Here is a 13,351-nt window from a genome sequence, read left to right on the forward strand (position 1 = left end):
GCAAAGAAAAGTAGGTGCCGCCCCGCACAGGGGCGACGCATGAAGCGAGCTAACGTAAAGCGGATGCCAGCGCAAAGGCCAAACCACCAAACGGCGACGCGTGAAGCGAGCTAACGCATCGCGGATGCCAGCGAAAAGTCATAACGCGGCTGCCAGCCCCAAACCCCAAACAAAAACCACAAAAGACACACGAAGTACAATACGGTTTCCGCCCGCAGCGCGCGCCAAATCAGACCCGCAGCGCCCGGCAATTCCAGTCACACAAAACCCAAACCCATTCACCTGACGCCGTCCGCCGTCGCGCGGACCGCGACCTCAACCCAAGCGCAAGCAAATGGCCCAATACGTCTTCACCATGAACCGGGTCGGCAAGATCGTGCCGCCCAAGCGTCAAATCCTGAAGGACATCTCGCTGTCATTCTTCCCCGGCGCCAAGATCGGCCTGCTCGGCCTGAACGGCTCGGGCAAGTCCACGCTGATCAGGATCATGGCCGGCGTCGACAAGGACATCGAAGGCGAAGCCACGCCGATGCCGAACCTGAACATCGGCTATCTGCCGCAGGAACCGCAGCTCGATCCGCAACAGACCGTGCGCGAAGCCGTCGAAGACGGTCTCGGCGACGTGTTCCACGCGCAAAAGAAGCTCGATGAAATCTACGCCGCCTACGCCGAACCGGACGCGGACTTCGACGCGCTCGCCGCCGAGCAGGCAAAGTACGAAGCCATCCTCGCGACGTCGGACGGCGGCAGCCCCGAGCAACAGCTCGAAGTCGCCGCCGACGCGCTGCGCCTGCCGCCGTGGGACGCGAAGATCGAAAACCTGTCGGGCGGCGAAAAGCGCCGCGTCGCGCTCTGCAAACTGCTGCTCCAGAAGCCCGACATGCTGCTGCTCGACGAACCCACCAACCACCTCGACGCCGAATCCGTCGAATGGCTCGAACAGTTCCTCACGCGCTTCCCCGGCACCGTCGTCGCCGTCACCCACGACCGCTACTTCCTCGACAACGCCGCCGAATGGATTCTCGAACTCGACCGCGGCCACGGCATTCCATGGAAGGGCAACTACAGCAGCTGGCTCGATCAGAAGGAAGAGCGCCTGAAGCAGGAAGAAGCGTCCGAATCGGCGCGTCAAAAGGCGATCAAAAAAGAACTGGAATGGGTGCGCCAGAACCCGAAGGGCCGCCAGGCGAAGTCGAAGGCGCGTATCGCCCGCTTCGAGGAACTGAACAGCCAGGAATACCAGAAGCGCAACGAGACCCAGGAAATCTTCATCCCCGTCGGCGACCGCCTCGGCAATGAAGTGATCGAATTCAAGAACGTCAGCAAGTCGTATGGCGATCGCCTGCTCATCGACGACCTCAGCCTGAAGATTCCGGCGGGCGCGATCGTCGGCATCATCGGCCCGAACGGCGCCGGCAAGTCGACGCTCTTCCGCATGCTGACGGGCAAAGAGCAGCCGGATTCGGGCGAAATCGTCCAGGGCCCGACCGTCAAACTCGCCTACGTCGATCAGAGCCGCGACGCGCTCGACGGCTCGAAGACGGTGTTCGAAGCAATCTCCGGCGGCGCAGACGTGCTGACGGTCGGCAAGTACGAAACGCCGTCGCGCGCGTATATCGGCCGCTTCAACTTCAAGGGCGGCGACCAGCAGAAGATCGTCGGCAATCTGTCGGGCGGCGAGCGCGGCCGTCTGCATCTGGCGAAAACGCTGATCGCAGGCGGCAACGTGCTGCTGCTGGACGAGCCGTCGAACGATCTCGACGTCGAAACGCTGCGCGCGCTCGAAGACGCGCTGCTCGAATTCGCCGGCTCGGTGATGGTGATCTCGCACGATCGCTGGTTCCTCGACCGTATCGCGACGCACATCCTCGCGTTCGAAGGCGATTCGCAAGTCACGTTCTTCAACGGCAATTACCAGGAGTACGAAGCGGACAAGCGCGCACGTCTCGGCGAAGAAGCAGCGCGTCCGAAGCGTTTGCGCTACAAGCCGATCACCCGTTAAGCGTCCGCCGTTCCGCTGTATCGCCGTCCGCAGCCGGGCCGTTTTTTTCCACGGTTCGATGCGGACGGCATAAGAGTTGCTCCTTCGCTCGCAGGATCGCGTGCGATCCTCGCAGTTCCCAGACGCGGGCACCCGCTGCCTGCGCCGCGCATCCGGTGCCTCGAGCGCATCATGTGCGGCAATCCGCACTACATAACCCGAACCACGGCCAGCGCACGGACGAGGAGGTCGCATGGCGATGTCGATGGGCAAGCGCGTGACGTTGGCCGCCGCAGGCGCAATCGTGCTGCTTGCCGTCATTGCGCTGGGCGGGTGGTATTTCGTGCAACACGAAGTGAAAGAGCGCGTCGCCGAGGCGCTCGCGCCGCTCGGCACAGCCGAGCGCATCGACGTGGGGTTGTCGGCGATCACGCTGCGCCACGTCCGGCTGACGGCGCCCAGCGACTGGCCGACACCCAACGCCCTCACCGCCGACGAAATCACCATGACACCCGACATACGCGATCTGTTCACGCATCGCGTGCATCTGCAAAGCGTCGTGGTGCGCGGCTTCAGTCTGGTGCTCGTGCGCACCGCGAGCGGCAGGCTGGAAATCCTGCCCAAGCTGCGTCAAGCGGTCAGCCGTCCCGGCCAGCCGGCAAGCGAAGCGAGCAGCGCGGCGGACAACCGCCCGCCGTTACCCGCCGAAAAACTCATCGATCACATCGCGTTCGCCGACGGCCAGTTCGTCTTTTACGACGAGATGATCCGCAAGCCGCCTTACAAAGTGACCGTCAGCGACGCGAGCGCAACGGTCGATCACATCCATCTGCCCGACCTCACCGAGCCGGCCAGGCTGTCTGTCAAAGGCTCGATCAAAGGGCCGGCGCACACGGGCACGGTGACGTTCGATGGCTGGATGAAGATAGCCAGCAAGGACTCGCAGACGACCACGACGCTGCGCGGCGTCGACGTCGTGACGCTCGATCCGTATCTGTTGAAGAAGGCAGGCACGAAAACGCAGGTCACGGGAGGCACGCTCGACCTCAATCTGCAGGCGACGGTGACGAGCTATCACATTCACGCGCCGGGCACCGTCACGCTGCATCATCTGCAGCTCGCCGCGACGGACGACCCGCTCGACACGTTCATGCAAATCCCCGCGCGCGCCGCCGTCGCCGCGCTCAAAAAACACGGCGACGACATCACGCTGCACTTCGTCATAGACGGCAATCTGCGCGATCCGAAGTTCAAGCTCAATGAAAGCGTGATGACGGAGCTGCGCGCGAACTTCGCGAAGGCGCTCGGCGTCAGCGCCGAGGGCGTCGCAAAGGGTGCGGGCGAAACGGTGAAAGGATTAGGAAACGCGCTGAAAAATTTACTGGGTCAGTGAGGCCGCTTCAGCGCAGTCTTACACGGGCAAACCCAGTTCGCGGAGTTTCGCCTCCGTTTGCGTGGCGTTCGTGTGATGCACGCCATGCCAGCCCAGTTCCGTCGCGGCGGCCGCGTTCTTGAGGTTGTCGTCGATAAAAACGAGTTCGTGCGCCTCGATGTCCGGCAGATGCGCGCGGATACGGCTTAGCATCTCCGCGAAAATCGCCGGGTCGGGCTTGACCATCTTCACGCGCCCGGACACGACGATGTCCTTGAAGCGCCGCAACACAGGGTAGTGCTCCCACGCATACGGGAAGGTCTCGTCCGACCAGTTCGTCAGGCCGAAGAGCGGCACATTCGCGGCTTCGAGCTTCGCCACGGTCGCGACGCCGTCTTCGAACTCGCCCGCCACCATGTGATGCCAGCGCTCGTAAAACGCCCGGATCAGCGCTTCGTGCTCGGGAAACTTCGCGACCAGTTCGGCTGTGCCTTCGGCGATCGGCTGCCCGCCGTCCTGACGGATGACCCAGTCCATCGTACAGACGTTCGACAGGAACCATGCGCGCTCGGCATCGTCGGGAATCAGCTCGCGATACAGATACTGCGGGCTCCAGTCGATCAGCACGCCGCCAAAATCGAATACGACTGCCTTGATGGTCATGCGAACTCCGTTTGCAGAATGTCAGCGAGAGAACGCACCTTGACGCGCTTGCCCGTCATCGACGAATTCGCCCAGACGAAGTTCTGGTGCTCGACGATCTTGTCGGCGGTGAGGTGCGGCTTGTCTTGCGTGGTGTGCAGATCGGCGACGACGGTCGTGCGCAGACCGAGCAATTCGGCGCGGCGCGCCGTAGCGTTGACGCAGAACTCGGACGCGTAACCGCAGATCACCACGCTATCGATGTCTCGTTGACGAAGTTGATCGGCCAGCGGCGTCGCATGAAACGAGTCGCCGACTGTCTTGTAGATCGACGCGTCCGCTTGCGCGCGCTCCAGCGCGGCGGGCAACTGCCAGGCGTCGCTGCCGCGCGCAAGTGGACCGTTAGCGTCGCTCTCGTGCTGCACGAAGAAGACAGGCGCATTCGCCTTGCGCGCTGCCGCCGTGAGCCGGTTGATGCCGTCGATTACTTCGTTGCCGCGATACGCGGGAGAAGGCCCGCTGAAAAACATCTGCTGTACGTCGATGACGATGACGGCAACACCGGACATGCGAGCCTCGCTATTCGATGGCAATGGATGATTGAGCGAAACGGCGACGTTGAACGACCGAGCCGCCGTTCAGAAGCGACTCGCCAGCATAGCTGCGAACGGGATTCAGTGTAAAACCCGCTGCACGATCGGCTCGCCTCGCTTTCGAGCGATCGCGCAGCGGAATGCGGCACGTCAGACCGGCCGCGTGCGCGTCTCCAGCCACGCCTTCGCGTCGCCCGACACATGCGGCGACACGCGCGTGCGCACCATCTCGTGATACGCGTTGAGCCACGCGCGCTCGTCGTCGTTCAACAGGTTCAGCGCGACGCAGCGCGTGTCGATCGGGCACAGCGTCAGCGTTTCGAATTCGAGGAAATCGCCGAACTCGGTCTTTCCGGCCGAGCGATTGAGCACCAGATTCTCGATGCGGATGCCCCACTTGCCCGGACGATAGATACCCGGCTCGATCGACGTGATCATGCCCTCTTCCATCGCGGTCCACGCCTCGGCGGGCGCGTAGTGCGAAATCACCTGCGGACCTTCGTGCACATTCAGGAAGTAGCCGACGCCGTGGCCCGTGCCGTGTCCGTAGTCCGCGCCCGCTTCCCAGATCGGCGCGCGCGCGATCGAATCGAGCATGGGCGAACGGATGCCGCGCGGAAACTTCGCACGCGACAGCGCCATCGTGCCCTTCAGCACGGTCGTGAAGTCGCGGCGATGTTCGTCGTTGATCGTCCCGATCGGCACGACGCGCGTGATATCAGTCGTGCCGCTCAGATACTGGCCGCCCGAGTCGATCAGCAGCAGGCCGTTGCCTTCGATAGTGGAATGCGACGCGGGTGTCGCGCGGTAATGCGGCATCGCGCCGTTCGCATTGAAGCCGGCGATGGTCGCGAAGCTCAGCGTAACGAAGCCCGGCCGGCGCGCGCGCGCTGCAGTGAGCTGTTCGTCGATGGTCAGCTCGGTGATCTTTTCGCGGCCCAACGCGCCTTCGAACCACGCGAAAAATTCGGCGAGTGCCGCACCGTCCTGCTCCATTGTCGAACGGACGTGTTCGGCTTCGGCTTCCGTCTTGCGCGACTTGAAGAACGTGGACGGATTCACAGCCTCCACGATCCCCACGGAAGCCGGCACTGATTGCAACAGGCCATACGTAATGCGGCGCGGGTCGATTAGCAGCGTCTGGCCGTCCGGCAGCGCGGCGAGCGCGTCGGCTGCCTTCGCGTACGGCTCGACGCGAATGCCGTCGCGTGCGAGCGACTCGGCCAGTTCCGCCGGCACCTTGCCGTCGACCACGAACAGCGACGCACGCTCGAGTCCGATCAACGCGTGCGCGACGAATACCGGGTTGTAGTTCACGTCCGCGCCGCGCAGATTCAGCAGCCAGGCGAGATCGTCGAGCGTGGAAATGAAGTGCCACTGCGCGCCCTTTTCCCGCATGGCGCGGCGGATCTGGTCGAGCTTCTGCGCGCGCGGCACGCTCGCGTGCGGCGCGACGTGTTCGTAGACGGCAGCCGTCGGCAGCGACGGGCGCTGCGGCCAGACGGTGTCGAGCAGATCGAGGTCCGTGCGCAGCTCGACGCCGCGAGCCTTCAGCGCGTCGGTCAGCGCGCGCGCCGCCGCGACGCCTAGCACCGCGCCGTCGACGCCGACCGTCGCGCCCGCCGGCACGTTCTGCGCGAGCCAGTCGATGTGCGGCGCGCTTTGCTGCCCGCCGAACATCTTCATCAGCTGGATGCCCGTGCCCGTCAGTTGCGCCTCGGCCTGCACCCAATAGCGGCTGTCCACCCACAGCCCGGCGAAATCCGCCGTCACGACCAGCGTGCCGACCGAGCCAGTGAAGCCCGACAGCCATTCGCGGCCTTGCCAGCGGCCGGGCAGATATTCGGAAAGATGCGGGTCCGCCGATGGCACGAGCCAGGCGGCGAGGCCCGCCTGCTTCATCGCGCTTCGCAGTTGCGCAATGCGCTCTGGGATCGAGGCGGTTTCGGGGAGACGTACGTTCATCGGTTTCACCTGCAAGAATTCATCGACGGGAGAACAAGCCGACCGTCACGGCAACGGCAACAAGCGCGATAGCGGTGCAGACGGGCCACTCGAGCGTGTCGCCGTCGTGGAAGAGTTGAGTGACATTGCCGGCCATGTGCGCGATGACGGCGCCCGCCACGCCGATCAGCACCGCCATCCACAGCGCGACGTGGCTCGCACGCCGCAGCGGATGTAGCCACCAGCTGGCCGCGCCGACAACGGCGCCAAGAATGATCAGTCCGGGCCAACCCATTAGCGTCCACCGCCCATCAATTTAAGACTGTTCTGATAGGCGGCTGTTTTGTCGATGGCTAGCATTTTTTTCTCTTTCACTAGAAGGTCCGCGCGGCTTTCTGCGTAGCGGTTGAGTTTAGGGGCCGGGGTGAGGTTAAGCAAGCTGAAAGCCTCCTGTGCCAGACCGCTGCATCCACCCCACCGTCCATGCGAATTGCCCTTATTGAGCCTGACCTCCGGCATGCGGAAATCGTCGGCCGGCTACTGCTTGCCGGGGGGCATGCGTGTCATCACTTCCCCTCCAGCGCGCCTTTTGTGACGGGCGCCGCGAGCGAATTCTTCGATCTCCTCCTCACCGCCGCCTATTGCGGCGACGCTCCCGCGGAAGACGTGATCATGCAGGTACGTCAGGTTCTGCCGGGCCTGCCCGTCATCGCCATGATGACGACGCCGCGCGAAAGCGAACTGGTCGCAATGTTGCAGGCAGGCGCCGACGACTGCCTGTCGAAGCCCGTGCGCGGTCCCGAGATGCTGGCCCGCATCGAAGCGTTGATGCGCCGCGCCGGCGTCCGCCGCCCGCGCAACCGCGCGCGCGAAATGTTCGGCGAGTATGCATTCGACGCCGGCCGCTCCGTCGTCAGTTTTCGGGGCCAGAGCATCACGCTGACACCGAAAGAACTCCAGTTCGCGCTGCTGCTGTTTACGAATATGTCGCGGCCGGTGTCGCGCGCGCATATCCTGGAGACCGTCTGGTCGCGCCGCCGCGACGTAAAGTCGCGCACGCTCGACACGCACGCGTCGCGCATCCGCACCAAGCTCGAACTTCGGCCGGAATTCGGCTACACCCTTACGCCGTTGTACGGCTACGGCTACCGTCTGGACCAGATTCCACTCGAAAACACGGATAGCGCGGATAAACCCGCGCCGACTGAAAGAATCGCGGAAACGCTATAATATTGGGCCTAACCATAGCCCCAATACGTCGCGCCTAAAACGCCCAGTGTCCCCGTGCAACTGCTAACGATCGGAATCAACCATCACACCGCGCCCGTCGCCTTGCGCGAACGCGTGGCGTTTCCGGTCGAACAGATCAAGCCGGCACTGTCGACGTTCAAAGACATTTTCCTCGGCCGCACGGCCCGCACGGCGCCGGAAGCGGCCATCCTGTCCACCTGCAACCGCACCGAGCTCTACTGCGCCACCGACGACCAGGCCGCCCGCGAGGCCGCCATCCACTGGCTGTCGAAGTACCACAACATCACCGTCGACGAACTCGCGCCGCACGTATACGCGCTGCCGCAATCGGAGGCCGTGCGCCACGCGTTTCGCGTCGCGTCGGGGCTGGACTCGATGGTGCTGGGCGAGACGCAGATCGTCGGCCAGATGAAGGATGCCGTGCGCACGGCGTCGGAAGCGGGCGCGCTTGGCACCTATCTGAACCAGTTGTTCCAGCGCACCTTCGCCGTCGCGAAAGAGGTGCGCACCACGACTGAAATCGGGGCGCAATCGGTGTCGATGGCCGCCGCCGCGGTGCGTCTCGCGCAGCGCATTTTCGACAAGGTGTCGAATCAGCGCGTGCTGTTCATCGGCGCGGGCGAGATGATCGAACTGTGCGCGACACACTTTGCCGCGCAGCAGCCGCGCGAGCTGGTCGTCGCGAACCGCACGGCCGAGCGGGGCCAGCGTCTCGCCGACCGTTTCAACGGCCGGGCGATCCCGCTGTCGGAATTGCCCACCCGCATGCACGAGTTCGACATCATCGTGTCGTGCACGGCATCGACGCTGCCCATCATCGGTCTTGGCGCCGTCGAGCGCGCGGTGAAGGCACGCCGTCACCGCCCCATTTTCATGGTCGATCTCGCCGTGCCGCGCGACATCGAACCGGAAGTCGGCAAGCTCGAAGACGTATTCCTGTACACCGTCGACGACCTCGGCGCGATCGTCCGCGAAGGCAACGCGTCGCGCCAGGCCGCCGTCGCGCAGGCCGAGACGATCATCGAAACGCGCGTGCAGAACTTCATGCAGTGGCTCGACGCGCGCAGCATCGTGCCCGTCATCCGCCATATGCACACGCAGGCGGACGCGCTGCGCCGCGCCGAAGTCGAAAAGGCGCAAAAGCTGCTCGCGCGCGGCGACGATCCGGCTGCCGTGCTCGAAGCGCTATCGCAGGCGCTCACCAACAAGCTGATCCACGGTCCTACGCACGCGCTCAACCGCGCGAGCAGCGAGGAGCGCGATTCGCTCATCGAACTGATGAGCGGCTTCTACAAGCACGCTCACTCTTCTTCCGAGCGTTAGCGGCGCTACACGCCGCGGCATCGCGCGGGTTGCCGACCAGGCCCGCGTGGTGCTTCATCTCATTGTCCGGGGCTTTCGTCCCGGGTTATCGTCCCGATTTCCCGAATCAGCCGTCCTTTCCGGAGCCCGCTCCGACCGCCCTAATGAAAACGAGCATGCAAGCCAAGCTCGACCAGCTCACCACCCGGCTGGCCGAACTGAACGACCTGTTGAGCCGCGAAGACATCACGACGAACATCGACCAATACCGCAAGCTCACGCGCGAACACGCGGAACTGCAGCCCGTCGTCGAGCACTACGGCCTATGGCGCCAGTCCATGACCGACGCGGCCACCGCGCAGGAACTGCTGTCGGATGCATCGATGAAGGACTTCGCGGAGGAGGAAATCCGCTCGGCGCGCGATCGGATGGAAAAGCTCGAAGGCGAGTTGCAGAAAATGCTGCTGCCAAAAGACCCGAACGACGAGCGCAACATCTTCCTCGAAATCCGCGCGGGCACGGGCGGGGACGAATCGGCGCTGTTCGCGGGCGACCTGCTGCGCATGTACCTGCGCTACGCGGAACGCAATCGCTGGCAGGTCGAGATGATGTCGGCGAGCGAATCGGATCTGGGCGGCTACAAGGAAGTGATCGTGCGGATCGCGGGCGACGCCGCGTATTCGAAGCTGAAGTTCGAATCGGGCGGTCACCGCGTGCAGCGCGTGCCCGCCACGGAAACGCAGGGCCGCATCCACACGTCGGCGTGTACGGTGGCGGTGATGCCGGAAGCGGATGAAATCGGCGAAGTCGAGATCAACCCCGCCGATCTGCGCATCGACACGTTCCGCGCGTCCGGCGCGGGCGGCCAGCACATCAACAAGACCGACTCCGCCGTGCGCGTCACGCACCTGCCCACAGGTATCGTGGTCGAATGTCAGGACGACCGCTCGCAGCACAAGAACAAGGATCGCGCGCTGAAAGTGCTCGCCGCGCGCATCAAGGACAAGCAGTACCACGAGCAGCACGCGAAGGAAGCCGCGACGCGCAAGAGCCTGATCGGCTCGGGCGACCGTTCGGAGCGCATCCGCACCTATAACTTCCCGCAAGGCCGTCTCACCGATCACCGCATCAACCTGACGCTGTATCGCCTCGAATCGATCATGGAAGGCGATCTCGACGAGCTGATCGCGGCGCTCGTGTCCGAGCATCAGGCGGAACTGCTCGCGTCGCTGGGCGACGCGGACTGAGCGGCGCACATGAATACCGTCGACACCGTCGCCACGTTGCTTCACGCGTCGCCGCTGCCCGCGCTCGAAGCGCGCATTCTGCTCGGGCACGCGTTGGGCTGGCGTCGCACGGAACTGATCACACGCGCGGGCGACGCCCTCGACACCGCCAAGGTGGCGGCCTTTCGCGATCTGCAAGCACGGCGCGTGGCGGGCGAGCCGATCGCGCAACTGATCGGCTCGCGTGAGTTCTTCGGGCTCGAGTTCCAGGTCACGCGCGACGTGCTGATTCCACGGCCCGAAACCGAACTGCTCGTCGAAACGGCCGTGCAGGCGCTCGAAGGCCGCGCCGCGCGCTCGCGCGTGCTCGATCTCGGCACGGGCACGGGGGCGATTGCTGTGTCGATCGCGTGGTCGCGGCCGGACGCACGCGTTTGGGCCGTCGACCGTTCCGCCGAAGCGCTAGCCGTTGCCGGGCGCAACGCCACCAGGCTCCTCGAACCGAAACGCCCGGGCGGCGACCTGCAATTCGCGCAGAGCGACTGGTACGCCGCGCTCGACGACTCGCTCACGTTCGACGTGATCGTCAGCAACCCGCCGTATATCGCGAGCGGCGATCCGCATCTGTCGCAAGGCGATCTGCGTTTCGAGCCGCGCGGCGCGCTCACCGACGAAGCCGACGGTCTCTCGGCAATCCGCGCGATCGTCGCCGGCGCGCCGGCGCGGCTCGTGCCGAACGGCGTGCTGTGGATGGAGCACGGCTACGATCAGGCCGAAGCCGTTCGCGCGATCCTCGCGGCGCAAGGTTTTGCCGACGTGCGTTCGGAACGCGATCTGGCGGATATCGAACGCATCAGCGGCGGTCGCTGGCCGGGTTGATGCGCTGCGGCGCGCCCGCGCCGATCCAGCCGCCGGTCGCTATCAGAGAAATCCGCTATCATTTCACTCTATCTCTTATACACACCGGAACCGCAAGGTCAGTCATGGACACGCAACAACGCATCAAGCAAATCGTCGACGAAAACCCCGTCGTGCTCTTCATGAAAGGCAACGCGCAATTCCCGATGTGCGGCTTCTCGGGCCGCGCGGTGCAGATTCTGAAGGCATGCGGCGTCGATCAGTTCAAGACGGTCAACGTCCTCGAAGACGACGAAGTGCGCCAGGGCATCAAGGAATTCTCGAACTGGCCGACCATCCCGCAGCTGTACGTCAACGGTGAATTCGTCGGCGGCTCGGACATCATGATGGAGATGTATCAGTCGGGCGAACTGCAGCAACTCTTCGCTGCTGCTTAAGCGACGAGAGACGGCGCCGCACGTCATGGAAACACGCGCCGCGGCGCCTCGCCGTCTCATCGTCGCCATTACGGGAGCGACGGGCGCCATTTACGGCGTCCGGCTGCTCCAGACGCTGCGCAAACTGGGCGGCGTCGAAAGCCATCTGCTGATTTCCAGCGCCGGATGGCTCAATATCCAGCACGAACTCCAATTGTCGCGTGAAGACGTGCATCCGCTCGTGGATGTCGTTCATTCCGTGCGCGACGTCGGCGCGAGCATCGCGTCCGGCTCGTTCTCGACCGACGGCATGATCATCGCGCCGTGTTCGATGAAAACGCTCGCGAGTGTCGCGCACGGGCTTTCCGACAATCTGATCACGCGCGCCGCCGATGTGACACTGAAGGAACGTCGACGGCTCGTGCTGATGGTGCGGGAAACGCCGTTCAACCTCGCGCATCTGCGCAACATGACGGCGGTGACCGAAATGGGCGGCGTGATTTTTCCGCCGCTGCCCGCCTTCTACAATCGGCCCGAGACAGTTGATCAAATGGTCGATGATACCGTCGCCCGCGTGCTCGACCTGTTCGCGCTGGGTCCGGCGCTCGCGCCCGCCTGGCAAGGGTTGAACAGTCCGCCGCAGTGAAACGCCCGGCTTGCTCCGCCTATTCACAACTGCCGCGAGACAATCAAATCCCCGTTTCGCCGTTTATCAAATGGCAGTGCGGCCTTATATTGGCTTCAACGAAACTTATCCGGCCTTCATCTGGCCCGCACTGCCATGACCCGCTTGCCTTCCCTGTTCCTGTCGCACGGCGCGCCGACGCTGCCGATCGACCCGTCGATGCCACGCGCGGAATTCGCGTCCCTGTCTGCTGAAGTGCCGCGCCCAAAGGCGATACTGATGTTGTCCGCTCATTGGATGACGCAGCGACCCACGGCCAGCACCTCGGACGCGCCAGAGACGATTCATGACTTCTATGGCTTCCCGCGTCAGTTGTACGAGATTCAGTACCCGGCGCCGGGCGCGCCCGATATCGCGCGCCGCGCCGCCACACTGCTCGACGAACAGGGCATTCCGACCGCGACGCAACCGCACGGTCTCGACCACGGCGCATGGGTGCCGATGCTGCTGATGTTCCCGCACGCCGACGTGCCGATCGCCCAATTGTCGATCCAGCCAAGGCTCGATCCCGCGCATCACTTCCGCGTCGGGCGCGCGCTGCGCCCGCTGCAGGACGAGGGCGTGATGATCGTCGGTTCGGGGCAGATTACGCACAATCTGCGCGAAGCGGATTTCTCGGCACGGCCGGAAGACGCCGATCCGCGCGTCACCGAGTTCACCGACTGGTTCGAAGCGCGCCTCGCCGACCGCGATATCGATGCGTTGCTCGATTACCGGCGTCAGGCGCCGCACGCCGCGTTCATGCATCCGACGGATGAACACCTGCTCCCCGTGTTCGCCGCGCTGGGCGCCGCGCCGGATGACTACACGCTCGGCATTCAGTCGCTCGGGACGTTCCAGCGATCGCTGGCGATGACCAACTATGTGTTCGGCACCGCGTAAGCGCCCGGCCGCGCATCGCAAATAGAAAAAGCCCGCCAGAACCTGGCGGGCTTTTTCATTGGACAAGCAATCGATCGCCGTCGATCAGGCGCCGATACCTTCGAGAATCTCGTCGTGCGACTCACGCTCGTTCAGATACTCGGTGCGATAGCCCGTATGCACGCCCCAGTAGTAGAAGATCAGCGAGAACACGATGACG

General features: G+C 64.1%; 14 protein-coding genes. 9 read left to right on the top strand and 5 right to left on the bottom strand.

What is annotated here, in order from left to right; all coding sequences use genetic code 11:
- Positions 1-334 precede the first annotated feature (334 nt).
- Both ettA and KFO72_RS38730 read left to right on the top strand, forming a co-directional pair.
- Positions 335-2,002, top strand: a complete 1,668-nt coding sequence (gene ettA / locus KFO72_RS38725; protein WP_035989071.1) for an energy-dependent translational throttle protein EttA — start codon at positions 335-337, stop codon at positions 2,000-2,002.
- Between the two features lie 232 nt (positions 2,003-2,234).
- Entirely contained in the window at positions 2,235-3,374 is a 1,140-nt protein-coding gene (locus KFO72_RS38730; RefSeq protein ID WP_225034292.1) for a DUF748 domain-containing protein, read from the top strand.
- An 18-nt stretch (positions 3,375-3,392) separates the two neighbouring features.
- Here the strand turns inward: KFO72_RS38730 and KFO72_RS38735 are convergent, their stop codons facing one another.
- From KFO72_RS38735 to KFO72_RS38755, 5 genes are all read right to left on the bottom strand, one after another.
- Positions 3,393-4,016 (bottom strand): HAD family hydrolase, encoded by a 624-nt coding sequence (locus tag KFO72_RS38735; RefSeq protein ID WP_054929085.1) that lies wholly within the window; start codon positions 4,014-4,016, stop codon positions 3,393-3,395.
- The gene (locus tag KFO72_RS38740) at positions 4,013-4,564 is read right to left on the bottom strand and encodes a cysteine hydrolase family protein (RefSeq protein ID WP_224100680.1); all 552 of its coding nucleotides are present in this window, start codon (positions 4,562-4,564) and stop codon (positions 4,013-4,015) included. The genes KFO72_RS38735 and KFO72_RS38740 overlap by 4 nt, the downstream gene beginning before the upstream one ends.
- 174 nt (positions 4,565-4,738) lie before the next feature.
- The gene (locus KFO72_RS38745) at positions 4,739-6,553 is read right to left on the bottom strand and encodes an aminopeptidase P family protein (protein ID WP_225034293.1); all 1,815 of its coding nucleotides are present in this window, start codon (positions 6,551-6,553) and stop codon (positions 4,739-4,741) included.
- Positions 6,554-6,572: 19 nt separating this feature from the next.
- The gene (locus KFO72_RS38750) at positions 6,573-6,827 is read right to left on the bottom strand and encodes a hypothetical protein (RefSeq protein ID WP_054929089.1); all 255 of its coding nucleotides are present in this window, start codon (positions 6,825-6,827) and stop codon (positions 6,573-6,575) included.
- On the bottom strand, positions 6,827-6,970 hold the full coding sequence (locus KFO72_RS38755) for a hypothetical protein (RefSeq protein ID WP_156516618.1): 144 nt from the start codon (positions 6,968-6,970) through the stop codon (positions 6,827-6,829). The genes KFO72_RS38750 and KFO72_RS38755 overlap by 1 nt, the downstream gene beginning before the upstream one ends.
- Before the next feature lie 45 nt (positions 6,971-7,015).
- On the opposite strand from KFO72_RS38755, the gene KFO72_RS38760 reads away from it, so the two are divergent.
- The 7 genes from KFO72_RS38760 to KFO72_RS38790 all read left to right on the top strand — a co-directional run bounded on the left by KFO72_RS38760 (position 7,016) and on the right by KFO72_RS38790 (position 13,152).
- On the top strand, positions 7,016-7,762 hold the full coding sequence (locus KFO72_RS38760; protein WP_054929090.1) for a response regulator transcription factor: 747 nt from the start codon (positions 7,016-7,018) through the stop codon (positions 7,760-7,762).
- A gap of 54 nt (positions 7,763-7,816) precedes the next feature.
- Entirely contained in the window at positions 7,817-9,106 is a 1,290-nt protein-coding gene (gene hemA, locus KFO72_RS38765) for a glutamyl-tRNA reductase (RefSeq protein ID WP_054929091.1), read from the top strand.
- 143 nt (positions 9,107-9,249) lie between these two features.
- Positions 9,250-10,332: a peptide chain release factor 1 gene (gene prfA / locus KFO72_RS38770; protein ID WP_054929092.1), complete on the top strand. Its 1,083-nt coding sequence runs from the start codon at positions 9,250-9,252 to the stop codon at positions 10,330-10,332.
- Between the two features lie 9 nt (positions 10,333-10,341).
- Entirely contained in the window at positions 10,342-11,190 is an 849-nt protein-coding gene (gene prmC / locus KFO72_RS38775) for a peptide chain release factor N(5)-glutamine methyltransferase (protein WP_060599627.1), read from the top strand.
- 104 nt (positions 11,191-11,294) lie between these two features.
- Positions 11,295-11,606, top strand: coding sequence for a Grx4 family monothiol glutaredoxin (grxD, locus tag KFO72_RS38780; protein WP_035989050.1), 312 nt, complete (start codon positions 11,295-11,297; stop codon positions 11,604-11,606).
- A 25-nt stretch (positions 11,607-11,631) separates the two neighbouring features.
- Entirely contained in the window at positions 11,632-12,231 is a 600-nt protein-coding gene (locus tag KFO72_RS38785; protein WP_225034294.1) for a UbiX family flavin prenyltransferase, read from the top strand.
- A 135-nt stretch (positions 12,232-12,366) separates the two neighbouring features.
- Positions 12,367-13,152: a DODA-type extradiol aromatic ring-opening family dioxygenase gene (locus tag KFO72_RS38790; RefSeq protein WP_225034295.1), complete on the top strand. Its 786-nt coding sequence runs from the start codon at positions 12,367-12,369 to the stop codon at positions 13,150-13,152.
- Positions 13,153-13,351 lie beyond the last annotated feature (199 nt).

This window comes from Paraburkholderia sp. XV, assembly GCF_020177535.1.
In the GTDB taxonomy this organism is placed as follows: Bacteria; Pseudomonadota; Gammaproteobacteria; order Burkholderiales; family Burkholderiaceae; genus Paraburkholderia; species Paraburkholderia caribensis.